This is a genomic window from Salegentibacter agarivorans (assembly GCF_900113135.1).
Lineage (GTDB): Bacteria > Bacteroidota > Bacteroidia > Flavobacteriales > Flavobacteriaceae > Salegentibacter > Salegentibacter agarivorans.
The window spans coordinates 1-25,779 of the sequence record NZ_FOOH01000012.1; the positions used below are offsets into that span (position 1 = coordinate 1).

A 25,779-nucleotide genomic window follows, 5' to 3' on the forward strand; every position below is an offset into this window, starting at 1 on the left:
CCTGATCCGTCTCAAGGAAAAAGCCAGGAACCTACTATTAAGTGAAGCGGGAATAGCACATCGTAAACGTCGGTGCTGGGATGTGGAAGCCGTCTTTGGGAATATCAAGCAAAATATGGGCTTCAAGCGATTTATGCTTCGGGGAATGGAGAAAGTAACTACTGAAATAGGGTTAATTGCTATGGCGCACAACTTAAGAAAATTCAGTATAGCATAGGAAGGGGGCTTCCTTGCCTTTTTTTATCATTAAGAATATCTACAAAAGAAGAAGCACTTCTCTCACAAAAACTTTTATCAATAAAAAAGGCCATCTAAATACTTTTTAGACGGCCTCTTTTTATCGAAAATTAATCTCTTTTATTTAGAAGTTAAAAGTAACTCCCGCATTCCAGGTTCTTCCGAATCCGAAATACACCCTGTTATTAACATTAATTCCCTGGTACGTTTCATCACCAGCACCCGCTAAAAGATTGGTATCAGCTTCAGAAATGTACATTGTATCAAATACGTTATTTACATTAACTCTAAAGTTCAGGTTATTGTTATTTTGCCCAATTGGCAATCTAAACGAAGCACCTGCATCAACCAATCCAAACGAAGGTAATTTTAAAGCTTCAAAATTCTCCTCACCTAAAGCATCAGTAGCATCAAAGTCAGCATAAAGATTATCTACATACCTGTAATTCGCATCTACTCTTAAACCTTCTATAATGGTATAATCTGCTCCAAGACTGGCAGTAAATTGTGCAGCATCTCCAACTTTTACACCATCTAAAGCTAAAGTTGCAGTTTGTGGATTTCCGTTTTCATCTAAGATAGGGCTTTGATCATTATCAAAATATGCTGTTTCAACATCATCCTGATATTCCCAGTTACCAATAGACATCATCCCATTGTATCTTAATTTATCTGAAATTCTACCGGTGAAGTCTAATTCAAAACCAGTATGCACCTGGGTAATTCCATAAAGATTTGCAGTACCTCTAACTTCCTGCGGCGTTTCTGCATTAAATACAGCTCCTGTACTTTCAAATCTATCTGCCCACGAAGTTCTGTAAAGGTTCACGTTCGCACTAAAGAAACTGGATCTAAAACCGTACCCAATTTCGGTACCAATTACCTGTTCGTTTTGAAGATCTGGGTTTAAATTATTTCCGAAGTTAATGAACACTGCATCAAAAAGAGGTTGTTTAGAATAGTAACCTGCATTTGCATAAATGTTATGTCTTTCGTCAATATTCCAGTTTAAACCACCTTTAATATTTCCACCAATTATATTTTCCCAATCGGTTTCCTGACTACCTTCAAGTTCTCCAAAATACTCAACTCTTTTAAAGCCCTGGTTAGAGATAGATCCCTGAACGAATGCTGAAATTATATCATTTGTATATTCCAACTGTCCAAAAGTACCGGCCCATCTTACTAAACCATCGTTATAATAATCTATTTTTTTTTCTGAATCAATATCAGAGAATACCCAGAAGTTAGGATCTGCATCGTACGTTTGACGTTGTACAGGATTGGGATCATTATTAACGTTATCGGTTTGTAAATAAGCGTCACCTCCCATTAAATTATTAACTCTTCTATAGTGAATACCTTTGTAAGTTCTTAAATCAACACCTACATCTAAAGTAAGCTCATCTGTTAACTGGTTACTTAGGTTAGATAACACACCAAACCAGTTGTGAGAGTTTATAGAAGCTCTTCTTGTAATTCCGTTAGCAGAAGACCTATCTCCATTACCCTGGTTAAGGTAAATACCATCGGTAAGTGTTCTCTGTCCTTCTGGGTTAGCGTCATTTCCAAAGTCTGGAACGGCCTGCCCACTATTGTAAGCAAAAATATCGTCTACTCTTATTAAGCCATTATCGGTTCTTGGAAGCGCAAATTGTCTTCTTCCATTTATAGTACCAATTTCTCCGGTTCCACCTCCACGTCCAAAAGAAGCGTAAGCTGAAGTAGAAAGTTTAGTGGCAGAATTAATATCGAAATCCCAGTTTAAAGACATAATTGGCTTGTGGTAGAAGTTTCTGGTAAAAGAAAACTCTTCTCCATTTCTATAACCCCAGTTTTCATTATATTTTATATTTGGATCTTCATTATCACTATATTGTTGATAAACATCAATCGAGCTACTTCTGCTACGTTGGTTGTGCCATTGTGGTGCACCAGTTACTGTAAACTGAAAATCGTGAGTATCATTAGGTCTGTATCCAAAACCTAAATAATAGTTGTACCCCTGAAATTCGGTTCCGTCAACATAGCCGTCTCCTTGAGTTTGACTTAATAATACAGTTGTAGAAAAACCACTTTCCATTAGACCCGTGTTATAAGAAGCAACAGTCTTTAAGTAAGAATCATTACCCGTCATAACTGTTACAAATCCACCTTCAGATCTATCTGCGGCTCTTGTTACCACGTTGATGGTTCCACCTACAGAAGATACCGCTAATTTAGAAGAACCTAATCCTCTTTGAACCTGAATAGCCGAAGCTACATCGCTTAAACCAGCCCAGTTACTCCAATAAACCGAACCATTTTCCATATCGTTAATTGGCACACCGTTTATCATTACCGCAGAGTTATTAGTGTCAAACCCTCTAATATTAATACGGGCATCTCCAAATCCACCTCCTTGTTTGGTGGCGTAGATAGAAGGCGTGTTGTTCAAAATTTCAGGAAATTCCTGCGAACCTAATTTCTCCTGAATTTCGGCAGCTCTAATGGTAGAAACAGCCACAGGAGTTTCACGATCTTTAGCTAAATCGGCAATACCGGTAATTACCACCTCGGCCAATGCATCGGCATCTGGACCTAAAGTAATTGTCCCTAAATTTTGTGTAGCACCACCAGTTATATTAAAGTTAATGGTTTGTCTTTCATAACCAATAAAGGTTACGCTTATTCTCCCCGAAGCAGCTTTTACATCTAAAGAAAAATTTCCATCAAAGTCTGTAGTAGTACCATTGTTAGTACCAACTACCATAACGGTTGCACCCGGAAGGGGACCGTCCATTTCAGAATCAATCACCGTTCCGGTAAGAGTTCCCTGAGCAAAAATTGTAGCTGATGTTAGAAACAACGCTAATGCGAGTAATTTCCTCATTTTTGAGTTTTAAGTTGTTTGTTTTTTGAGTTTAAAATCACTGCAAAAGAACTCAAATTATCGTCTGCTAAGTTTATCTGATTGTTAAGGTTTTTAACTTTAACTTTTATACAATAGAAACAATTTATCTCTTAACAACTTAAATTTTAGTGAGATAAAAAAATTAGAAATGATAGAGAATAAACCATTTTCTGTTAAAAAAGTTAAGTTTAGTTAAAACAAAAAACCAGCCTCTATAGGCTGGTTTTTAAGAATAAGAAATAAATTAAATTATTCCCAGGTATTTTCAGCTGCATCGCCACCCCAAATAAGGGTCACCAGGTATGGATTGTCTATAAATGGATTACGGTTACCCTGGGCTCCTTCTATAACATTATTTCTTTGTATTTCAAAAGCCGAAACCGGGTCTTCCCTGTTCCATTTAAGGAAAAGTTCCAGGTTTCCAACCTTACTAATATCTTCATTATAACGCACATTTAAATAAAGAATCATACGTGCTACATCTCCTTTCCATTCATCACCTGGAAAGAAAGCAGTATCATCTACAGAATCGTAATCTCCACCACCCTCTGTATATGGATTATTTGAACGTAATTCGTTAACATCTGCATCTGCAGCTCTTAAATGATGTAGATCTGTACGAGCTATCTCACTAACCAAAAGTGATTGTGGAAAAACGTGTTCTGTATTAAAAGTTTGGGGAGAGTATGAGTTATTTCCTGAAGAATATTCTTCCCAATACCTACTTTCACCAGAATAAATTAGAATTACATTATCTTCATTTTCCAAATCTTCATCGGCATTATAGAGATAATCGTGGCGCTGACCATAAGAAAGAATGGTAGTATGCATCTCATTGGTAAGTTCTGAAATTACCTTATAATTAAGATCTTCGTTTTGAGAAATCGCAAGACCATCATAATAATCTTCCAGTTCTGAAGGTATATTGAAACTAACAGGGTCTACAAGGGTTAGGGTTACTGTAGCGGTAGAACAGGTTGCCTCTTCGTCGTCATCGCAAAGTGTATAGGTAAAAGTATCTTCACCAAGGTATCCAACTTCAGGAATATAAGATATACTTCCGTCATCATTTAAAGTTAACGCTCCGCGAGTGTCTGTATCGTCTATAGAAGTGATTTCGGCGTCATCTACAACCTCATCATTATTTAGTAAACTATTAATAGTAAATTCTGATGTATTCATATCAATTACTACAGTATCATCTGCAGCAACAGGTGAACCTTCATCTATCACATTAATAGTAACCGTAGCTGTAGAACACTCGGCTTCCTCATCATTATCGCAAATAGTATAAGTAAAAGTATCCTCTCCTGAGAAACCTTCAGCAGGAGTATAAGTTATACTGCCATCATCTTCTAATACTACCGTACCAGCGGTATCGTCGCTGTTAACAGAACTTAATTCGGCATTATCTATCAAATTATCGTTAGATAAATGATTGTTAATGCGAAGTTCACTTCCTTCATTGGTCTCATAGGAATCATCTTCGGCAACAGGAGAACCGGCATCTCCAACAGCAATAGTAACTACTGCCGAAGCACAACGATCCTGGCTTCCAGGCACACACAAATCATAGGAAAAACTGTCTTCTCCCTGAAAATCTTCTGGTGGGAAATATGAAAAGGTTCCGTCACGATTATCTACAACCTCACCACCTTCGGTAGTTTCAGAATCAAAATCACTGATTCGGGATAGATCTACAATTTCATCATTTTCAAGCAAAAAATCTTTTGCTATTTTTAATTCTTCATTTTCTGAAGTTGACACCGCATCGGCTGTCGCAACAGGATTTTTAGTTTCCGGATTTACTACCGGGCTAACATCGTCGTCACTACTACATCCTGCAAAAAAGAGGATCGTTGAAGCTAAAAAAAGAAACTTTTTCATTTAAAAATTTTAAAAAATTGAAATTTGATAATTATTCTATAAACAAAAACCTCTTACCGGCATTGACCGATAAGAGGTTTATACTTTTATGAAATCTGAAATTTACTCTTCATTATTAAGAACCCAGGTTCCAGATTCATCTTTAATTAGGCTTAAAGACTCGGTAGTATTTGTACCGTTATAAATATCGAAAGTTAACACATACTGCTGACCTACTTCTGCATTTGGTGCAATTTCGTTAAGCAGTGCCTGCATAGCTTCCAATAACATTTCATCACTCCAGTAAGCCGAATTACCTTCTCTTCTATCAAAGTTAGAGTAATTCTCCATACTTTCTACCGGATTTCCGTAATCGTCTTCTAAAGCAGAAGCTATAATTCCATAGTCTGCCCCGCTAAGAGAATATCTAATTGTATTGTCTGGAACCCATTGTGTACCATCATTTCCAAACTGAAGGCTACTTTCTACTACACTTGGAATATAATTAAACTCACCATCTTCAAAAACGAAATTAGCATATTCTCTAGTAGTTTCGCCAGAGTAGAAATCGTAACCAAGGGCTACAAAATCACCATCCTGAGCATAAGGAAATCGGTTTTCTAAGAAAATAGCCAGTTTATAAATAGCTTCATCCTCATCGTCAAAGTTTGGATAACTCTGCCCCATTTCGGTATAATCTTCCTCTTCCAGTATAAGCGGAGTATTCCAACTATTGTTAGTAAAAGCAAATACCTTTGTTTCTTCAATAGTAGATACTGCAGCACTTTCATCTATTACATAAGTGCCATCTTGTAAAATAACAGCCTGTAATTTGGTAGAAACACCGCCGCTATATACATCATAACTTACTTCAAATTTATCTCCATCTACTGCATCAGGAAAATTTTCTTTTAAAACAATATTAAAAGCTTCTAAAATCATATCCATACTCCAGTAGTCATCACTATCCTCATCTTTAGCAAAACTGTGATATTGCGCTGCATTTCCTGCAGGATCGGGATATGCTTCAGCTAATTCTGCACCAGCCAGGTCATAATCATCGGTTGTTAGTTCATAAGGAGTTCCTCCTACAGCTACATAGGCATTTCCATTGAACTGAACCGTCATACTTTCGGTCCCTGCACTTCCATTATATATATCGTAGGATACGTTATATTTTTGACCCTCTACGCCGTCTATATTTTCTAAAAGCACCTCATTAATCGCTTCAAGAATCATCTCGCTACTCCAGTACGCATCATTGGTTTCTCTTCTTTCAAAGTTTCCATGCTCCTTAACACTTGATGCCGGATTAGGATAATCATCTTCAAACTCATCTCCAATTAAACTGAAATCTGCATCAGTAAGCATATAAACTTCCTCATCGGCAAGAGTGTTATAAGTTAATTCTACATAATCTCCCTCTTCTGCCTGAGTAAATTGAAATTCAAGAAAATCTACAATATCTACCATTCCTGAAAAATAATTTTCAGTTAATCCAACAGCTTCATAATCTGTTGCTGTAACCACATATTCTTCTACCCTAATTGGGTCATAAACGTTAAAAGTTACATTTACTGAAGAATTTTTTCCCAAAGCAGGATAAAGATCTGATAATAGTGCAGGAATTAATTCGCGTGCATCGTCTTCAGAGTCAAAGCTAGTAAAACTTAAACCAAGATTATCGGTATAGTCTTCTTCTTGCAGGGTATAGTCCATAGACCCCTCAACATTGCTGATTTTCTCATCAATGTCATTATGGATGTCTTCCATAGGCTCGCAACCCGTGATGGCGACCCCTATGAAAAGCATTAAAAGGTAAAAAGTATTTTTCATCTCTATGTTTTTAAAAATTTATTTTCATTCCTACGGTATATGTACGACCAAACCCGTACCATACCGATGCAGTTTCTGCATTAGAGTTAGAGCCATCAAAACCAAAACTTACATACTCGGTATCCAGTATGTTATTTACGTTACCATTTAAAGTAGCTTCAAAACCTCCAAACTCAAATTTATGAGTAAGGCCAGCATCTAACAGTCCGTAGGATGGAATTTCCCAGGGCTCATAATCATCTCCCGAGCTCACGCCAAGTATATCGAATTGAGTATAAAGCTTATCTACATAATTCCAATTAGCACGAATAATCGTTCCAGGAAGTACTTCGTAGTCTCCACCAAGTGCAAAGGTATTTTGCGCACTACCTCCTACAGGAATATCTTTAAGATAAAGATCTATTCCTTCTTCAAGAATTGGGTTTTGTTCTTCATCAAAGATCATTACATCCTGCACGTTACTATCCCATTTCCAGTCTCCAATAGAAGCCATACCGTTAATAGTAAGATTATCTATAGGTTTAAAACTAAAGTCGAATTCAATACCCTGGTGCAAAGCATTTACCCCAAGGATATTAGCCGTATAATTCTCACCCGATTCAGTATCGAAAATAGTTTGTGTGAAAGGTTTATCCTGCCAACTCGTTCTATAAATATTTAAGTTAGCTCTAAATTTTGAGCTTCTAATCCCATACCCAATTTCGGTACTGAATATCTTTTGATTTTCAGCTTCATCATTCACATCATTAACAAAGTTTAGAAAAACCTGGTCAAAGAAAGGTGCTCTTTCAAAATAACCAATATTTGCAAAAACATTGTGTGTGTCGTTAATGTTATAGTTTGCTCCACCTTTTATACTTGGTGCAAAAAAGCTTACCCAATCTGTTTCCTGAAGGTTATCAGAATCCAGGTAATTGAAATAATCAATTCTTTTATATGAAGTATTTGAAGCAGCTCCCGAGATAAATGCAGAAAGATCGTCTTTAGAGTACTCTGCCTGAAGGAATCCACCTTCCCAATGTACCAAGCCATCATTATGATAGTTAATTTTATCTCCTACCTGCGCAACATTTACCGGGTTGTTAGCATTACTATCGTCTAACCAGTAAGTACCACCCAGAAGATTCTTTACTTCCTGGAAATGTTCTCCTTTGTAATACCTAAGATCTATACCGGCTAATAAATCTATATCTTCAGTAATTTCTGTAGTTAAGGTAGAAAGTGCACCATACCAGTTATGGTCGTTTCTTGAGTTATACAGAATAGTTTCAGAACCAAGCGCGCCGTTTGCCACGTTTTCATCTACTACTAAATCTAAATTAAAAGGCTGTAGATATCCATTTCTATATGGAGAATCGATACTTCTTAGGTTAGCAGCCCCATCGTAGCCACCGCCACCACCTGTACCGAAAGATGCGTACAAAGCTGTAGATAATTCAGTTTTATCTGAAATATCCCAGTAGTGGTTTAAAGACATTTGAGGCTTGTGGTAAAAGTTATCTTGTACGTGAGTAACCTCACCGTTTAAATAACCCCAATCTCCGTTAAATTTTCTTCCTCTTTCACTTTGGCGAAAAGTTTCAATTAAATGAGAAGTTTCTCTTTGCCCATGTTCTTGGGGTGCTCCAAAAGCTGTAAAAGATAATTCATGATCTTCATTAAATTTCTTTGCAAGGTTTACAAAATAAGAGTAACCTTCAAACTCAGTTCCATCTACGTACCCGTTACCAGTAGTTTTAGATAAAGAAACTGTAGCGGCAAAACCATTATCTAACAACCCTGTAGAAACTGTTCCGCCATATTTTTGATAACCGTCATTACCGGTTGTTGCAAAAATACTTCCTCCCTCTTCGGCATCAGTAGATTTTGTAACAATGTTTATAGTTCCACCAATAGAAGGTACAGCTACTTTAGAAGCTCCAAGACCTCTTTGCACCTGCATAGTTTGAGTAACATCTGAAAGTCCGGCCCAGTTACTCCAGTAAACATTCCCGTTTTCCATGTCGTTTACCGGAACACCGTTAATCATTACCGCAACGTTTTCAGAATCAAAACCTCTTAATCTAAGTTCTGCATCTCCAAATCCACCACCTTGTTTGTGAACAAAAATACCGGGTGTAGATTGTAAGATCTCAGGGAATTCTTTGTTACTTAATTTTAATTCAATTTCCTCTGCTTTAATAGTAGAAACCGCAACCGGTGTTTTTCTATCTATCGCCAGAGAAAAACTTGTTATTACAATTTCTTCCAAAGCACCTGCATCAGCATTAAGGATTATTTCACCTAAATTCTGCGTACCATTGGTAAGGTTAAAATCTAAAGTTTTTGTAGTGTACCCAACGAAGCTAACTTTTACTTTTCCTGAATTTGAATCTACATTCAAAGAAAAATTTCCATCAAAGTCGGTGGTAGTTCCATTGTTTGTTCCCTCTACCATTACGGTTGCACCGGGCAGGGGACCATCCATTTCAGAATCGATTACCGTTCCGGTAAGAGTTCCTTGAGCAAAAATTGTGGCCGAAGTTAAAACCAAGGCCAGGAGTAATAATTTCCTCATGCTTAAAATTTGTTTGTTTTGAGTTTAAATTTCGATGCAAAAAAAGCTAAATACTCACAGGCCAGTATCACTGGAATGTTAAGAAATTAACTTTAACATCTGTTCCGCCGCAAAACTAAAACAAAATTTTAACTAATTGATTTGTTGAGGCCTATTGATCTCAACATTTTGTTAACAAAATTAGAATTATTACTTTAAAAAGAAGGTTAATAGATTTTTAGTAGAAGAATCATGAGAATCTGGAGATTTGCTTTCGATTTCCGCAAGAATTTTACTTGCAAGTTGCTTTCCTAATTCCACACCCCACTGGTCATAGCTAAAAATATTCCAAATTACACCCTGCACAAAGATCTTATGCTCGTACATCGCGATAAGTTTTCCTAAACTTTCAGGAGTAAGTTTATCTATAAGCAATGTGTTGGTTGGTTTATTCCCATCAAATTCTTTAAATGGTAATAACTTTTCTACCGCATCTTTGGATAATCCCTGGGCTTCGAGTTCCTGTTTTACTTCGACTTTAGATTTCCCCTGAAGTAAGGCCTCGGTTTGTGCAAAGAAATTAGCCATTAATTTATTGTGGTGATCTTCATTTTGGTGCAGGGATTTTTTAAATCCTATAAAATCTGCAGGAATCAGTTTAGTGCCCTGGTGAATTAATTGAAAGAAAGCATGCTGGGAGTTGGTTCCTGGCTCACCCCAAATTAGAGTTCCAGTTTGGTAATCAACTTTTTTACCGTTTCTGTCTACACTTTTACCATTACTCTCCATAATTGCCTGCTGCAAATATGCGGGAAGCCTGTGTAAATATTGTGTATAAGGAATTACCGCTTCACTTTCTGCTTCATAAAAATTGTTGTACCAAATGCTTAGCATAGCTAATTGTACAGGAATATTTTCTTTAAAATCTGAAGTTTTAAAATGTTGGTCCATCATATGGGCACCATTCAATAAAGCTTCAAAGTTATTATAACCTACTGCCAGGCTTATAGAAAGTCCAACCGCACTCCATAAAGAAAAACGACCGCCAACCCAATCCCACATAGGAAATACATTTTCTATAGCGATCCCAAATTCTTCAACATTTTTTAAATTGCTGGAAACTGCCGCAAAATGTTCAGCAACTGCTTCCTGCGGAGCAGTTTTTCTAAACCAATTTCTAATTGTGGTAGCATTAGAAAGAGTTTCCTGGGTAGTAAAGGTTTTTGAAACTACAAGAAATAAAGTAGTTTCAGGATTTAAATTTTTTAAGATTTCGTTTACGTGATCCCCATCTACATTAGAAACATAATGAACTTTAAGATGGTTTTGATAAAACTGAAGCGATTCTGTGATCATCACCGGACCAAGGTCTGAACCTCCAATCCCAATATTTACAACATCGGTAAATGCTTTCCCGGTAAAACCTTTTTTCTCGCCGCTAATAATTTTTTCAGAAAATTTCCTGATCTTTTCTTTTACTTCCTGCACTTCAGGCACTACGTTTTCACCATCCAGGGTAATTTCAGACCCAGCAGGAGCTCTTAATGCCGTGTGTAAGACTGCGCGATTTTCGGTTTTGTTAATCGCATCTCCATTAAAATATGAGTCTATTGCCGATTGCAGCTCACATTCTTTAGCCAGCTCAAGAAGTAAATCGCGAGTTTCGTTAGTTATTCGGTTTTTGCTGTAATCCAGGTAAAAATCCTCCCAGGCAATGGTAAATGCAGAAGCCCTTTCAGTATCCTTTTCAAATAGCTCTTTTAACTGCAGTTGCTGCACTTCGTTAAAATGCTTTTCTAATTTTTTCCAGGCTGTTGTTTGGGTTGGATTTATATTTTTCATTTAAATTTTTCTTTTCCTGGCCTTGGCCTAAAACTTTTAATTTTTATTTAAAATGAGTGATTTAAGATTGAACCAATCTTTTCACTCTAATATTAAGGATGTTCCTATTGGAACCTATTTTTTATATTCTTTATAAGGAATTTTATCCAGCGAAGTTTTTAAATCTTCTATGGCGGCAAAATACTGTTCCTTATGCTCGGGCTCTATATGTTTTGCAGTGGGTAAATTTTGGCGATAAGGATCTACCTGTTTCCCGTGAACCCAGAAGCGATAGCACACATGCGGACCTGTAGCAAGACCGGTACTCCCCACATAACCAATAACATCGCCTTGTTTTACTCTTTGGCCACTACGCACATTTCGTTTACTCATATGCAAATACTGCGTGGTATACTTATCGTTATGCCTCACTTTTACATAATTCCCGTTTCCGGAAGTATAACTGGAAGCGATTACCGTTCCATCGGCAGTGCTTACAATTGGCGTTCCATGGGCCGCAGCATAATCTGTTCCCAGGTGCGCTTTCCATCGTTTTTGAACCGGGTGAAATCTTCTTTTAGTATATCTGGAAGAAATTCGGCTATAATTTAATGGTGCTTTTAAAAAGAAGCTTTGTAGTGCCTTTGCTTCTTCATCATAAAAACTGGGTTGCCCGGTTAGTGAATCGGTTTCGTATTCAAATGCATAAAAAGGTTTATCACCGTGTTTAAAAACTGCGGCTTTAACATTTTCAATCCCCACAAAAATGGTATCATCAATATATTTTTCAGAATAAATCATTTTAAACTGATCGCCTTTCTGAAGTTTAAAAAAGTCTATACTCCACTGGTAAATATCTGAAAGTTCATAAACCAATAGATTACTTAAACCCTGCGCCTGAACGGCTTCTGAAAGGGAAGATGTAATTACTCCAGACACTTCTCTTCTCTTTACACTTACCGGCTTCTTTTTTCGCTCTACACTAATGCTATCACCAATTCCCAGCACTGTATAATTAACCCTGTCATGTTGATAAATGAAAAATTGTGGGGTATTAGCAGAATCTTTGGCTTTAAGAATTTTATATTTTTTCCCGGCAGTAATTCTAGCGGAATTAAAGGTGTCCTTTACTTTTTCTGAAATCTGGTAAATCCTGCCGCGATCTACCCCGTGTTGATCTAGAATATAGCCAAAACTATCTCCAGATTCCACAGTGCCATTTACAACTTCGAAATTATCCAGGATAAACCCGAATTCTTTCTCAACAGGTTTAGGCACTTTCTTTTCTACCTTTTCTTCATTAAGGGCGGTTTCTTTTGCGTCATCTTCACAGGCTGTGAAAGCCAACATCAATACCAGTAGGAAACTTATTTTCTTCAATTTTTTAGCAATTTTCTTTCTGTGTGTTAAACATATGGTTCACCCATTCTTTGCCCCAATCTTCTAATTCTTCTTCACTCCATAAATAAGGAAAAAAACTAACTCTCTGAAATCCCGACGGCAAAAATTCTTTCCAATTTGTGCCTCCGGTAGCAGCAATAGTTTCTTTATCCTTATTTAAATATCTGTAAGCAGCACCCATATGCATAAGGGGCCAATTTATATTTACATTGGCGTCAAAATTACGTAATGCTTCTTTTAATCCCTTATTATTTTTAACCGAATCTGGAAGTTGTTGATATTTATGGTAAAGGGTTCTCCCCTTATATTCTGAAGCTATTCTAAGAAAACGCGCAGTATAGCGTTTCTCAAACTGTTTTAAGGTTAAGGTTTTCTCCCCCGTTTTTAAATCGATACCACCTTTTTTCCAGTAAATATTTTCGTACAAATCTTCTAAACTACTTTCTTTAGAAAATTGTTCTCTAATTTTAAATGAAACCAAATTCTCTAAAGGAGTAGAATAGAGCTCTATCATTCTAAACTGTGCAGATTGAAATCCGCTGGCAGGCAACAAAGACATTCTAAATTTAAGAAACTGCTCTCTTTCCATTCCTTTAATCATCACATCAAAAGAATCGGTTAGAATCCTGAAATAACGATTTAAACGATTGTATTTTTCAATTAAAAAACCGGCATCTGGAGCTTCAGCCTCAATTATTTGCTTCTGCTCATGGATAATGAGCTTAAAATAAAGTTCGGTAATTTGATGGTAAGAAATAAAGATTTTTTCGTCTGGAAAATGGGTTAAGGTTTTTTGCAGACTTAACAAAGTGTCTATACTTAAATAATCCCAATACGTAAGGTACCTATCATATAAAAGTCCATCTAAATAGGAAGCCAAATCCTGACCTGAATTTTTAAACTTTTCCTCTAATGCAAAAATACGTTCTGCAATTTCCGGCTTAATTTCCATGTATTATTCCATAATTATTTTAAACGGATGCTTTAGGCCTTTATATTCATCTAAATCGGCATCTAAAGATCCAACTGCGAGATTTGCTTCAATTTTAATAGGCAGTTTATTAGCATCGTCACTAACCCAAAAAGTAAGACTTTCTTTTTCTTTAAAAACCCTGCCGGCCATAACATACGGCCTGAATTTTAAAGTAGCCACCTTACCAAACTTGGTTTTTATAACCTCCCGGCCTAAAAATTTTAGTTTAAAATCCATGTTCTCATCATCTATAAATAGATTGAGGCGCATTTCATCTCCAGGGCGAAGTTCGTCGTTTTTAATATTGTTGCGAATATAATAAAATGCCGATAACATATCGTGAACATTCGGCTTGGTCGTATAGGTATGATTTTCGTTGTGTTTTTTATCAAAAACGAATGCCTTATTATCGCTATGATCAAAGTCTATTTCCAGGTCTTTGGTATAACCCCCTTCATCTATTTTTCTAATAAATTTATAAGGTTTCCCGTCTTGTTTATCTATATAAGTTTGATAATTATCATCTACCTTAAAAAACCAGTGCAGTAATCCGGTAGATTTCCCTTTCCCTTCAATATGATAAACCGGTTTGCCTTTTATATTGGTTTCATCTACCTCTAAAGTGGCGAAACTTGCATTAAAAGGGCCATAATGTATGCGGAATTTAAACCATTCGCCCGCGCCAAATGCCTTTTGAGATTGAGCCTGAAGTGCGAAGCCTGTTAAAAGTAGAAGGAATATTGTAAATATACTTTTTTTCATACCAAATTTTTGAATACTGATTTACAGAGTGCTTGGGCTATGGATATTTACAATTTCTATTCCAAATGTATTAAAACAAAAAACCCCATCAAATTAATGACGGGGTTTTTGTCTTATTAACCAACTAAAACTTAAATTATGAAAAATTAAATACATTATTGGTAACCACTCCAAAAATGCGAGCGCAAAAGTCCGTATTTAATAGAGTTATAGCAACCATAAAGTTGAGTTTAACACAAAAATTTTCAGTAATTTAATTTTTTAACTATAAACTTTAGTTAATTAAGTTATTTTAAAATTTATTGCAAGGTTCCTCGCAAATCCTGCTCTCTCTCAATAGCTTCAAAAAGTGCTTTAAAGTTCCCTTTTCCAAAAGATTGGGCTCCTTTTCGCTGAATTATCTCGAAAAACATTGTTGGACGGTCTAAAACCGGTTTGGTAAATATCTGCAAAAGATAACCTTCATCGTCACGATCTACCAATACCCCAAGTTCTTTTAATGGTTCTAGATCTTCATCTATTTTCCCCACTCTATCTAATAAAGTGTCATAATAAGTCTCGGGAACATACAGGAATTCTACCCCACGATCCCTAAGTTGAGTGACGGTTTCAATAATATTATCTGTAGCCAGCGCAATATGCTGCACTCCTGCTCCATTATAAAAATCTATATATTCTTCTATCTGAGATTTTTTCTTTCCTTCTGCAGGTTCGTTAATAGGGAATTTAATTCTACCATTTCCGTTACTCATTACCTTACTCATTAGGGCCGTATAATCTGTAGAAATATCTTTATCATCAAAAGACACCATTTGTGCAAAGCCCATTACTTTAGCATAGAAATCTACCCATTTGTTCATCTCGTTCCAGCCTACATTTCCCACCATATGGTCTATGTATTTTAGGCCTGTATCTTCTGCCTGCACTTTTGTAGCATAGGTTTTATACCCGGGAAGAAATGGACCTTCATAATCTTTTCGTTCTACGAACAAGTGAATGGTTTCCCCGTAAGTATGAATTCCTGAAATCACAGCTTTCCCGTGTTCGTCTTCCATTTCATAAGGTGCCACATAAGATTTAGCACCTCTTTTGGTGGTTTCTTCATAACTTTTCCTGGCATCGTCTACCCAAAGTGCCACCATTTTCACACCATCTCCGTGCTTATTAATGTGTGCATTAATATCGCCTTCCGGCTGAAGCGGCGAAGTAAGTACAATTCTTATTTTTCCCTGTTGAAGCACATAAGAAACGCTGTCTTTTCTACCTGTTTCCAAACCTGAATAAGCCACAGGCTGGAAACCCCAGGCATGTTGATAGTAATAAGCTGCCTGCTTTGCGTTACCTACGTAAAGTTCAACAAAATCGGTTCCCAGGATTGGAAGAAAATCTTCAGCATCCTGCATTACCTTTTCTAATTTAAGTGATGTATTATCAGTACTCATTTTTATATTTTTTATTGCTAATATTTCTAATTATAAGTCTTAATGATTTTCATCCAACCAGGATTTATGGTAGGTTTCATCGGCAATTTCCATTGCATCTTCGGTAAGCATTAAGGGCTTAAAAGTATCTACCATAACCGCTAATTCCTCGGTTTCTACCTGGCCAATGCTTCGTTCTACGGCTCCCGGGTGCGGCCCGTGCGGAATTCCCGCCGGGTGCAACGAAATATGGCCGGCTTCAATATCGTTTCTACTCATAAAATCACCATCTACGTAATATAACACCTCATCGCTATCTATATTACTGTGGCTATATGGCGCCGGAATACTTTCTGGATGATAATCGTATTTACGCGGACAAAAACTGCACACCACAAAAGCATCGGTCTCAAAAGTTTGATGCACCGGTGGCGGTTGGTGAATTCTTCCCGTTATTGGCTCAAAATCGTGAATTGAAAAAGCATACGGATAGTTATAGCCATCATAACCTACTACATCAAATGGATGCGTAGCGTAAACCATATCGAATATTTCTCCCTGCTTTTTAATTTTAATTAAAAAATCTCCTTTTTCGTCATTGGTTTCTAATTCGTGCGGTTGTCTTAGATCCCGCTCGCAAAATGGAGAATGCTCTAGCAATTGCCCAAACCAGTTTCTGTAACGTTTAGGCGTATAAATTGGCCTTCTGGATTCTACAATAAATAAGCGATTGTCTTCATCGTCAAAATCAATTTTATAAATAGTTCCTCGCGGAATTAATAAATAATCGCCGTATTTAAAATCAAGATTTCCAAGATGTGTTCTTAATTTTCCGCTTCCTTTATGGATAAAAAGCAATTCATCTGAATCTGAATTCTTATAGAAATAATCATCTGTAGAACCTTGTGGAGAAGCCAGCGTGATATCTACATCACTATTGGTTAAAACCACTTTTCGGCTTTCAAGATAATCGGGATTCGGTTTTATCTGAAAACCTTTAAAACGATAAGATTTTATATTGTTTTCTGAAGCAATTTTTGGTTTTACACTATAACTTCCTTTAACTTCTTTTACCTGCGTTGGCCGGTGTTCGTGATAGAGATTAGATGACATCCCGTCAAAACCAATAGTTCCAAAAAGCTGTTCGTAATAAAGGCTGCCATCTGGTTTTTTAAAAACCGTATGGCGTTTATGAGGAATTTTACCGAGTTTATGATAAAAAGGCATAATCTGATATTTTTAATTCAACCCCCAATTTCTAAAAGAATATTGAGAATTTGTTATTTTTTTCAGTGTTATTTTACTTTAAAACAAATATCGGGAATTTTTAAGGAAACATTCTTAAAACATCTCTAAAAACCTGTAGCAAAAAAGCAAACTTCTGTAGATAAATTAGCATCAGAAAATGTAGGTGATTATTTGAAAAATAGAATTTTTTCTGAATACCTCAAAACCAAAAACCAAGGCTAAAAAACCATTGGCTGGACTTGATTTCGGGAGAATAGGTATATTTTACCTCTAAAGGACCTATAAAAGTATCTATGCCGTAACCAAGGGCATAGCCGGTAAAATCTGGCATGGTAAACCAATCTCCAGAAGAATATAATTTATTGCCCACATTGGCAATATTCGCACTTGCAATCACATGATTTTTTCTGAAAATTTCATAATCAAATTCCACGAGTCCTTTTATGTAACTATCTCCCGACAGGCTTATAAAATCATACCCATAAAACGGAACAAAATTATTGATTAGGTTATTTCCATATCCTCCAAGGAAGAAATCCAGCGTGTTTACACCGTCGTTTCCTATTTTGAATCCTGCTTCAGTGACAATTCGGGTAGAAAATCTATTGATGGGAGAAAAAGCATAACCCAAAGTTCCTTTTGCAATAGAAAATTCAGAAAAATCATTATTAAAATCTGAAGAAAACAAGTAAAGATGAAAATTCCCATCAAAATAAACACCGCGCGAAGGGAAGTATTTGTTATCGTAAGAATCGTATTTTAAATAACCAAAAGCACTGTAATAATGGCTGTTTTCAAAAAGGCGGGTATCGCTTATTTCAGGATTGGGATTATTTAAAGTTTCAGAAGCAATTTTTAAAAATTTATGTTCGGCTCCCAGTCCGAATGAAAAAACCTGCTTAAATAAAGTTTCCGCATAAAATTGGTTGGTAAAATCGCGGTAATCTATATCTATCCTGTTTACCCCAATATCCTGCAATTCGGCATTTTCACTGGCAAAATCAAAAGAAACCGGATAATCAAAATTATTATATCGTGATTTAACACCAATACTCCAGTAAAAACCTTTGTCTATATAATAGTCAAAATTATACCTAAATTGATCTCCCACCACCACATCTAAAGAAGTTACATCGTTAGTAAATAACAAACTTTTATGAGTAAAATTAATAAGGGCACCAATTTGGTAAAGTTCATCATAATGCACTCCCAATCTTAGCAGGCTCTTATTTTTACTTTCCTCTATTTGCAGACTTAAAGTGTAAAGTTGGTCGTCGTTATTAGGAATTAACCTATAATTAATTCGGTTAAAATTCCCGGTAGCAGATAGGTTATTTATCCCTTCGTTGAGCTCTTTAAAGGTGAAATCTGTAAAGTAATTCAATCTTAATTTTCCCAGAATATAAGACCGCGGATAATTATTATTACCCTCTAAAGTAAGCGTACTTATTTGCAAAGTATCCATCTCTGGAATTACAATATTGCGCGGACCCGTGCTTTGGCGTGCAGCCAGCTTTTCCAGATCATCTTTTCTTTTTAGCGAAGCCACCCTTCCCGAATCTATAATTGCCTCTCCTTTCTCAAAAGACAATACTGAAAATGGACTAATATCTGGTTTGATATAAATATCGGTTTTAGGAATTTTTTCCTTCATATCACTAATTGTCCGGAAATTGCTTATTTGAGCAAGAATATCAAAAACATTGCGCAAATCGTCTTTATTTACCAGGCTATCCTGCACATCTACGCCAATAATCACTTCAGCACCCCTTTTTCTAAGTTCTTCTACGGGATAATTATTGGCAACCCCACCATCGGTTAGCAACCGTCCATTTAAACTTACAGGACTAAAAATAGAAGGGATTGCGCCACTGGCAGAAACCGCCTGCGCAAAAGAGCCTTCGTCTAATATCACTTCTTCCCCGGTTTCCACATCGGCAGCAACACAAAAAAACGGAATAGGTAATTCTTCAAAATCATCTACATTTCCCAAATGCATGGTAAGCTGGGACATTAAATTATAGATATTTTGCCCCCTGGAAAGTCCTGCGGGAAAACCTATTTTAAAATCATCAAAAGGCAGGCTAATGGCATATTTTTCGGCATCTTCCTTTTCGTAAAAAGATTTTGCGCTACGCGGAATATTATCCTGAATTAAAATATTAAAATTAGTCTCGTGAAAAATTGAATCTAACTCGTGTGCCGTATAACCTGAAGCATACAAACCGCCAATAATTGCGCCCATACTGCTGCCCCCAATATAATCTATTCTAATCCCGGCTTCTTCAATCACTTTTAGCGCACCAATGTGAGCCAGGCCTTTTGCACCACCACCACTTAAAACCAGCCCAACTTTTAAATCTTCCTGCTCCTGGGAAATTCCCGGAAGCATTACAAACAGAAAAAGTAAAAGCAGTAGTTTTTTCATTTGTAATTTATATTGCGCAAAATGCTGTTTTATTTTTTCTCATGATAATGATTGAAAATTATTCCCGCTTTAGAAACTCCAATAACCTCGGCGAGTTCTTTTTCTGAAGCTTCTTTTATTCGTTTTACCGATCTAAATTGTTTTAATAATTCTACCACGGTTTTTTCTCCAATGCCGGTAATCTCTTCCAACTCTGTATTTAACGCAGTTTTACTCCTTTTGTTACGATGAAAAGTAATTCCAAACCTATGCGCCTCATTCCTAAGCTGCTGAATAATTTTTAAAGTTTCAGACTTTTTATCTAAATAAAGAGGAATGGTATCTCCCGGATAAAAAATCTCTTCCAGGCGTTTTGCAATTCCTATAATGGCTATTTTTCCTCGTAAATCCAAAGCTTCCAATGCTTTTACACCTGAAGAAAGCTGGCCTTTTCCCCCATCTACAATGATGAGTTGCGGCAAATCTTCACCCTCATTAAGCAAACGTTTGTAGCGCCTAAAAACCACTTCTTCCATAGAAGCGAAATCATCTGGGCCTTCCACGGTTTTGATATTAAATTTACGATAATCTTTTTTGCTGGGTTTGCCGTTTTTAAAAACCACACAAGCCGCCACGGGATTTGTTCCCTGGATATTAGAATTATCAAAACACTCTATATGTCTTGGTTCTACATTTAACCGAAGATCTTCTTTCATTTGCGCCATAATTCGTTTTACGTGGCGGTCTGGATCTACAATTTTCATTTGCTTAAAACGTTCCTGGCGGTAATATTTGGCATTTCTAAGCGATAAATCTACAATCTTCTTTTTATCGCCTAGTTTTGGAATAGTTACTTTCACTTCTTCGCCGGCATCAACCTTAAAGGGCACATATATTTCTTTAGAATTTGAACTAAAGCGCTGCCGAATTTCGGTAATTGCCAGTTCCAGTAATTCTTCATCGGTTTCATCCAGCTTTTTCTTCATTTCTATGGTATGCGACCTAATAATCGCACCGTGGGAAAGCTGGAGAAAATTTACATATCCATAGCCTTCATCTGAAACTATAGAAAACACATCAACATTGGTAATTTTTGGATTAACCACTGTAGATTTAGACTGGTAATTTTCCAGTACATCAATCTTATTTTTTATACGCTGTGCATCTTCAAACTCCATTTTCTCAGCGTGCAACTTCATTTGCTCTCTAAATTGCTGTAAAGAATCTTTAAAATTTCCTTTTACAATTTGCCGAATCGCTTCAATATTACTGTTGTATTCTGCCTCAGGCTGTTTTGCTTCACAAGGGCCTTTACAGTTTCCTAAATGATATTCCAGGCAAACCTTGTATTTCCCGTTCCTTATTTTTTCTTCTGAAAGATCATAATTACAGGTTCTAAGCTTGTAAAGCCCTTTTATTAGATCAAGCAGCGTATTTACCGTTTTAAAACTTGTAAAAGGCCCATAATATTCGCTACCGTCTTTTATTAATTTCCGGGTAGGAAAAACTCTTGGAAAACGTTCATTTTTGATGCAAATCCACGGATAGGTTTTATCATCTTTAAGCATCACGTTAAACCGCGGCTGATGCTTTTTTATAAGATTATTTTCTAAAAGTAAAGCATCGGTTTCAGATTCTACAACAATGTGCTTTATCTCCTTTATCTTTTTTACCATCACGCCAATTCTATGACTGTCGTGGCGTTTGGTAAAATAGGAAGTCACCCTTTTTTTAAGGTTTTTGGCTTTCCCTACATATAAAATTTTCCCGTTTTTATCGTAATACTGGTACACCCCGGGACTATTGGGAAGAGTTTTTAATTGTACTTCTAAAGCTGGCGTTTCCATTTCCCCAAAGGTAGAATTTATTATGCGTAGCAGTAAAAATTGATAGCGCCAGTAAATGTTAAATTTATATTAATTTGAAGGTCAAAATTCCGTTCCTCAGCTTAGCTATGGGCTTGACGTTCATTAAATTTTATAATTTCTATAAAAAAATTAGATGTGTATTTTACTACCTTGCGGTATGGAGAAAACAGTAATTGGGCGTTTTGATAAAGCAGATTTCCCTGCACTGCATTTAAATGATATAGCTATTAAAATTGATACCGGTGCTTATACTTCATCTATACACTGTGAAAATATTGTTGAAAAAGATGGGGTTTTAGAATGCACTTTTCTGGATGAAGAACATCCTTTGTACAACGGAAAAAAATTTACTTTTACAGATTATGATATCGTTTTTGTGCGCAGCAGTAACGGAATTATTCAAAAAAGATATCAGGTAATATCCACTATTAAAATTTTTAATAAGGTCTATAAAATTTCCCTTTCTTTGTCCTCCCGACAGGAAATGAGGTTTCCGGTGCTAATTGGCCGAAAATTCCTTACCAAAAAATTTATCGTGGACACCGAATTAACTGACGTTTCTTACAATTTTAAACAAAAATGAAAATAAAAATTCTTTCGCGTAATAGCCATTTATATTCTACAAAACGTCTTGTAGAAGCTGCTACAAAACGCAAGCACGAAGTAGAAGTTATAGATCCTCTAAAGTGTGACATTGTTATTGAGAAGCGTAAACCTAATATTTACTACAAAGGTGGCTATATAGAAGGTGTAGATGCAGTAATTCCAAGAATTGGAGCTTCGGTAACATTTTATGGTACCGCGGTGGTAAGACAGTTTGAGATGATGGGCGCGTTCACCACTACAGAATCTGAATCTTTGGTAAGAAGCCGTGATAAACTGAGAAGTTTACAAGTACTTTCCCGTGCAAAAATTGGACTGCCAAAAACAGTTTTCACTAACTATTCCAGGGATGTATCTGGTGTTATAAAACAAGTTGGCGGCACACCTTTAGTTATAAAACTATTAGAAGGAACCCAGGGCGTTGGTGTTGTTTTAGCTGAAACTAATAACGCCGCAGAATCGGTAATTGAAGCTTTTAACGGTTTACAAGCCAGGGTAATTGTTCAGGAATTTATTGAAGAAGCTAAAGGTGGAGACATTAGGGCTTTTGTGGTAGACGGTCACGTAGTTGGCGCCATGAAAAGACAGGGTAAAGAAGGAGAATTTAGATCTAATCTTCACCGCGGCGGCAGCGCAGAAGTTGTTGAACTTACCGACGAAGAAGAAATTGCAGCCGTTAAAGCCACCAAAGCAATGGGGCTTGGGGTTGCCGGGGTAGATATGCTACAAAGTGCCCGCGGGCCTCTAATTCTTGAGGTAAATTCTTCTCCGGGCTTAGAAGGTATTGAGAAAGCTACCGGTAAAGATATTGCCAAATCCATAATAAGATATATTGAAAGGAACGTTTAGCCTATGGCAAAAATAACCAGTGACAATGTTCTGGAAATCCTGGGAGAAAAGGTAAAGCCGGGAAAAAGCGCCACTATTAATTTTAATATGGCCAAACTTTACACCACTACCTCGGTGGAGGTACCGGTAATTATTGAACGTTCTAAAAAGCCTGGTCCCGTTGTTTTAATAACTGCAGGAATTCACGGCGATGAAATTAACGGGGTAGAAATTGTTCGGCAAATTATCTCCAAAGGAATCAATAGGCCTCAAAAAGGAACCGTTATTTGTATTCCCGTGGTGAATATTTTTGGATTTCTGAACTTACGCCGGGAATTTCCCGATGGTCGTGACCTCAACCGAATGTTTCCGGGAACCAAACACGGTTCATTGGCCAGCAGGTTTGCATTTCAGTTTGTAAAGAAAATATTACCACTTGCAAATTTCTGTTTAGACTTTCACACTGGTGGCGCCAGCAGGTTTAATGCCCCACAAATAAGGGTGAAACGAGGCGATGAACAAAGTCTTAAATACGCACGTATTTTTAGCGCTCCTTTTACTATACATTCAAAAACCATTACAAAATCTTATCGTGAAACCTGTGCTAAGAAAGGAATTCCGGTGTTACTTTTTGAAGGCGGAAAATCTCAGGACAGCAATAAAGATATCGCCAAACACGGGGTAGAAGGCGCCATGCGAATTTTGAGCTTTTTAGAAATGCTAAATCCAAATTTTGAATATCCAGATGCGATTACCGAAACCGTAGTGATTGAAAATACCAACTGGATGCGCGCTAAATACAGCGGTTTGCTTCACATAAAAATTCCTTGTGGTAAACACGTAGAAAAAGGGGAATACATTGGTACTATTACCGATCCTTATGGGAAATTCAGGCATAAAATTAAGGCGGTAAATACCGGCTATGTAATTAATATTAACGAATCTCCCATTGTTTACCAGGGAGATGCTATTTTTCATATTTCAGCACCACCAAAAGATGAATAAAGCCGAATTACGAAAAAAATACAAAGCATTACGTTTAGAGCTTTCCGAAGAAAAAATAGAAGCGCTTAGCCTTGAAATTACCAATCAATTACTTCAACTACCCGTTTGGGAAAAAGAATTTTACCATCTTTTTCTAAGTATTGCGGAACAAAAAGAAATCGATACCGAAAATATCTTACATATTCTCCAGGGAAAAGACAAGAACGTAGTGCTGTCTAAAACCGATGTGAAAAAACATAAACTGGAACATTTTTTACTTACCGATAGCAGCGTTATAAAAAAGAACCGCTGGAATATTCCAGAGCCCGAGGGTGGTATTCCAATCGCTCCAGCCCAAATAGATGTGGTTTTTGTACCGCTTCTCGCATTTGACGAAAACGGCCACCGTATAGGCTACGGCAAAGGTTTTTACGATAACTTTTTAAGTGAATGTAAGCCTGATGTAATTAAGGTAGGACTTTCATTCTTCGAAGCAGAGCCGGCATTTAAAGAAGTTTTTAGCAGCGATATTCCATTGGATTATTGTGTTACACCGGGTAAAATATATAGCTTTAAAAATTAGGGAATTAGGAAGTATTCTGTTATTTTTAACAAAACTTTCGCCCCTTTAATGCTAAACGACCTTCAATTAAACAGCATTCTTGAAGATTTTGATATCGCCTACTGGAAGATCAATCTTCTCAACAAAGAGGTGAGCTGGTCCGAACATTTTGATACACTTGTGGGGAATCCCATTTTTTCTGAATCTCATTTTGAATATTTTTTAAAGGAAATTCTGCACCAGGATTATCGCTACGATTTCAGACTTTATTTTGATAAACTTACCGAAGAAAATGAAGCTTTTAGCATAGAGCTTAAACTGAAACTTAATAATGGTAAATATCGCTGGTTCGAATGCCGAAACTTAAAGAATAAGGAAAATAATAAGGAAACCGCAGTACTTCTTTTTGTAAACATTCATCAAAATAAACGCGACCAATATACTATTGAAGAAAACTTCTTTTATTATCACGAAACCGCACAAATGACCAATACCGGGGGTTGGTATATAGACACCCAGAACAAGAATATTTATTGGGATAATGTGACAAAAAAGATAATTGGATGCCCCCTGGATTATCAACCACCCTACAATGAACATTTAAGATTTTATGCGCCCGAGGAACATCAGGAAGTAACTTCAGCATTTGATAAATGTGAGAAATATGGAATTCCGTTTAAGGTTGAACTAAAAATGCGGAATCTCTATAACAAAGATTTCTGGGTTCGCGCCACCGGAAAACCCGTTTATAACGAAGACCAGGATATTATTGGAATTCGGGGTGTTTTTCAGGATATAAACGATCAGAAAATAAACGAATTGAATTTACAGAATTCTCTAGACCTTGTTGCTACCCAAAATTCCCGTTTATTCAATTTTGCACATATTGTCTCCCACCACCTACGCTCCCATAGCAGTAACCTGTGTCTAATTGTTGAATTACTAAAAGACGCCAAAACCGATAAAGATAAAATTGAATTAATTCCTAATGTAGCCGATATTTCTGAAAATCTGGATTTAGCTATAAATGAGCTTAATGAAATTGTAAATAAACAAACGGTTTTAGGAAAAGAACGCCGAATTGTTTCTTTCGAAAAAGCCCTAAGTGGGGTAATGGCTTCAACTTCTTCATTAATTAATCGGGAAAATGCAAAAATCGTAGCTGAATTTCACGCCCTAAAAGAAATTAGCTATATACCTGAATATCTTGAAAGTATTTTACTAAATTTAATTACAAATGCCATTAAATATAAACATCCGGGTAGAAAACCGGTAATTTATATTCAAACCTATTTGAAGAATGAAACTCCTTTTTTGGAGGTTAGTGATAATGGTTTGGGCATTGACCTGGATCAATATGGTGACAAGATGTTTGGGATGTATAAAACCTTTCATGAGAACCTGGATTCCCGTGGTATTGGACTTTTTATTACAAAAAATCAAGTGGAAACACTTGGGGGTACAATCTCGGTAACCAGCACTGTAGATGTAGGCACTACATTTAAAATTAAATTTTAAAAAATTAAACTAATT

Annotated in this window: 18 protein-coding genes; 6 read left to right on the forward strand and 12 right to left on the reverse strand. The window is 36.5% G+C overall.

Annotation, left to right across the window (positions count from 1 at the left end):
* Positions 1-217 (forward strand): transposase (locus tag BM084_RS19615; RefSeq protein WP_143083646.1); only part of this gene is annotated, 217 nt, incomplete at its 5' end.
* Between the two features lie 144 nt (positions 218-361).
* Here the strand turns inward: BM084_RS19615 and BM084_RS10075 are convergent.
* The 12 genes from BM084_RS10075 to uvrC form a co-directional block, all read right to left on the reverse strand.
* Positions 362-3,109 carry a TonB-dependent receptor gene (locus tag BM084_RS10075; protein WP_093304583.1) on the reverse strand — a complete coding sequence of 916 codons (2,748 nt, stop codon included), beginning with the start codon at positions 3,107-3,109 and terminating at the stop codon, positions 362-364.
* 270 nt (positions 3,110-3,379) lie between these two features.
* Positions 3,380-5,017, reverse strand: a complete 1,638-nt coding sequence (locus BM084_RS10080) for an Ig-like domain-containing protein (protein WP_075325200.1) — start codon at positions 5,015-5,017, stop codon at positions 3,380-3,382.
* A 102-nt stretch (positions 5,018-5,119) separates the two neighbouring features.
* The gene (locus tag BM084_RS10085) at positions 5,120-6,832 is read right to left on the reverse strand and encodes a hypothetical protein (protein ID WP_093304585.1); all 1,713 of its coding nucleotides are present in this window, start codon (positions 6,830-6,832) and stop codon (positions 5,120-5,122) included.
* Between the two features lie 10 nt (positions 6,833-6,842).
* Positions 6,843-9,389 carry a TonB-dependent receptor gene (locus BM084_RS10090; protein ID WP_075325202.1) on the reverse strand — a complete coding sequence of 849 codons (2,547 nt, stop codon included), beginning with the start codon at positions 9,387-9,389 and terminating at the stop codon, positions 6,843-6,845.
* 189 nt (positions 9,390-9,578) lie between these two features.
* Entirely contained in the window at positions 9,579-11,210 is a 1,632-nt protein-coding gene (gene pgi, locus BM084_RS10095) for a glucose-6-phosphate isomerase (protein ID WP_093304587.1), read from the reverse strand.
* A 114-nt stretch (positions 11,211-11,324) separates the two neighbouring features.
* Positions 11,325-12,569, reverse strand: coding sequence for a M23 family metallopeptidase (locus tag BM084_RS10100; RefSeq protein ID WP_177195691.1), 1,245 nt, complete (start codon positions 12,567-12,569; stop codon positions 11,325-11,327).
* A 4-nt stretch (positions 12,570-12,573) separates the two neighbouring features.
* Positions 12,574-13,542, reverse strand: coding sequence for a tryptophan 2,3-dioxygenase family protein (locus tag BM084_RS10105; protein WP_075325205.1), 969 nt, complete (start codon positions 13,540-13,542; stop codon positions 12,574-12,576).
* 3 nt (positions 13,543-13,545) lie between these two features.
* Positions 13,546-14,325 (reverse strand): DUF3108 domain-containing protein, encoded by a 780-nt coding sequence (locus BM084_RS10110; RefSeq protein WP_093304591.1) that lies wholly within the window; start codon positions 14,323-14,325, stop codon positions 13,546-13,548.
* Between the two features lie 299 nt (positions 14,326-14,624).
* Positions 14,625-15,767, reverse strand: a complete 1,143-nt coding sequence (gene hppD / locus BM084_RS10115; protein ID WP_093304593.1) for a 4-hydroxyphenylpyruvate dioxygenase — start codon at positions 15,765-15,767, stop codon at positions 14,625-14,627.
* A gap of 39 nt (positions 15,768-15,806) precedes the next feature.
* A complete protein-coding gene (locus BM084_RS10120; RefSeq protein ID WP_093304595.1) occupies positions 15,807-16,973 on the reverse strand; it encodes a homogentisate 1,2-dioxygenase in 1,167 nt (388 codons plus the stop codon).
* 220 nt (positions 16,974-17,193) lie between these two features.
* Entirely contained in the window at positions 17,194-19,422 is a 2,229-nt protein-coding gene (locus tag BM084_RS10125; RefSeq protein WP_075325209.1) for a patatin-like phospholipase family protein, read from the reverse strand.
* A 29-nt stretch (positions 19,423-19,451) separates the two neighbouring features.
* The gene (gene uvrC, locus BM084_RS10130; protein ID WP_093304597.1) at positions 19,452-21,248 is read right to left on the reverse strand and encodes an excinuclease ABC subunit UvrC; all 1,797 of its coding nucleotides are present in this window, start codon (positions 21,246-21,248) and stop codon (positions 19,452-19,454) included.
* 178 nt (positions 21,249-21,426) lie between these two features.
* Here uvrC and BM084_RS10135 point away from each other — a divergent pair, with 178 nt between their 5' ends.
* From BM084_RS10135 to BM084_RS10155, 5 genes are read left to right on the forward strand one after another with little or no spacing between them, the layout of a single operon-like run.
* Entirely contained in the window at positions 21,427-21,852 is a 426-nt protein-coding gene (locus BM084_RS10135; RefSeq protein WP_075325211.1) for an ATP-dependent zinc protease family protein, read from the forward strand.
* On the forward strand, positions 21,849-22,721 hold the full coding sequence (gene rimK, locus BM084_RS10140) for a 30S ribosomal protein S6--L-glutamate ligase (RefSeq protein WP_075325212.1): 873 nt from the start codon (positions 21,849-21,851) through the stop codon (positions 22,719-22,721). The genes BM084_RS10135 and rimK overlap by 4 nt, the downstream gene beginning before the upstream one ends.
* Before the next feature lie 3 nt (positions 22,722-22,724).
* Positions 22,725-23,705, forward strand: coding sequence for a succinylglutamate desuccinylase/aspartoacylase family protein (locus BM084_RS10145; protein WP_075325213.1), 981 nt, complete (start codon positions 22,725-22,727; stop codon positions 23,703-23,705).
* Positions 23,698-24,267, forward strand: coding sequence for a 5-formyltetrahydrofolate cyclo-ligase (locus BM084_RS10150; RefSeq protein WP_093304599.1), 570 nt, complete (start codon positions 23,698-23,700; stop codon positions 24,265-24,267). The genes BM084_RS10145 and BM084_RS10150 overlap by 8 nt, the downstream gene beginning before the upstream one ends.
* A 48-nt stretch (positions 24,268-24,315) precedes the next feature.
* Positions 24,316-25,764 (forward strand): PAS domain-containing sensor histidine kinase, encoded by a 1,449-nt coding sequence (locus tag BM084_RS10155; protein ID WP_093304601.1) that lies wholly within the window; start codon positions 24,316-24,318, stop codon positions 25,762-25,764.
* Positions 25,765-25,779: the final 15 nt, after the last annotated feature.

Excerpts from the sequence above, each read along its gene's own strand:
- BM084_RS10105 (WP_075325205.1), bottom strand. The coding sequence starts at position 13,542 with ATGGAAATTAAGCCGGAAATTGCAGAACGTATTTTTGCATTAGAGGAA.
- uvrC (WP_093304597.1), bottom strand. The coding sequence starts at position 21,248 with ATGGAAACGCCAGCTTTAGAAGTACAATTAAAAACTCTTCCCAATAGT.
- BM084_RS10080 (WP_075325200.1), bottom strand. The coding sequence starts at position 5,017 with ATGAAAAAGTTTCTTTTTTTAGCTTCAACGATCCTCTTTTTTGCAGGA.
- BM084_RS10155 (WP_093304601.1), top strand. The coding sequence starts at position 24,316 with ATGCTAAACGACCTTCAATTAAACAGCATTCTTGAAGATTTTGATATC.
- BM084_RS10075 (WP_093304583.1), bottom strand. The coding sequence starts at position 3,109 with ATGAGGAAATTACTCGCATTAGCGTTGTTTCTAACATCAGCTACAATT.
- BM084_RS10120 (WP_093304595.1), bottom strand. The coding sequence starts at position 16,973 with ATGCCTTTTTATCATAAACTCGGTAAAATTCCTCATAAACGCCATACG.
- BM084_RS10135 (WP_075325211.1), top strand. The coding sequence starts at position 21,427 with ATGGAGAAAACAGTAATTGGGCGTTTTGATAAAGCAGATTTCCCTGCA.
- rimK (WP_075325212.1), top strand. The coding sequence starts at position 21,849 with ATGAAAATAAAAATTCTTTCGCGTAATAGCCATTTATATTCTACAAAA.
- BM084_RS10145 (WP_075325213.1), top strand. The coding sequence starts at position 22,725 with ATGGCAAAAATAACCAGTGACAATGTTCTGGAAATCCTGGGAGAAAAG.
- BM084_RS10090 (WP_075325202.1), bottom strand. The coding sequence starts at position 9,389 with ATGAGGAAATTATTACTCCTGGCCTTGGTTTTAACTTCGGCCACAATT.
- BM084_RS10125 (WP_075325209.1), bottom strand. The coding sequence starts at position 19,422 with ATGAAAAAACTACTGCTTTTACTTTTTCTGTTTGTAATGCTTCCGGGA.
- BM084_RS10085 (WP_093304585.1), bottom strand. The coding sequence starts at position 6,832 with ATGAAAAATACTTTTTACCTTTTAATGCTTTTCATAGGGGTCGCCATC.
- pgi (WP_093304587.1), bottom strand. The coding sequence starts at position 11,210 with ATGAAAAATATAAATCCAACCCAAACAACAGCCTGGAAAAAATTAGAA.
- hppD (WP_093304593.1), bottom strand. The coding sequence starts at position 15,767 with ATGAGTACTGATAATACATCACTTAAATTAGAAAAGGTAATGCAGGAT.
- BM084_RS10150 (WP_093304599.1), top strand. The coding sequence starts at position 23,698 with ATGAATAAAGCCGAATTACGAAAAAAATACAAAGCATTACGTTTAGAG.
- BM084_RS10110 (WP_093304591.1), bottom strand. The coding sequence starts at position 14,325 with ATGAAAAAAAGTATATTTACAATATTCCTTCTACTTTTAACAGGCTTC.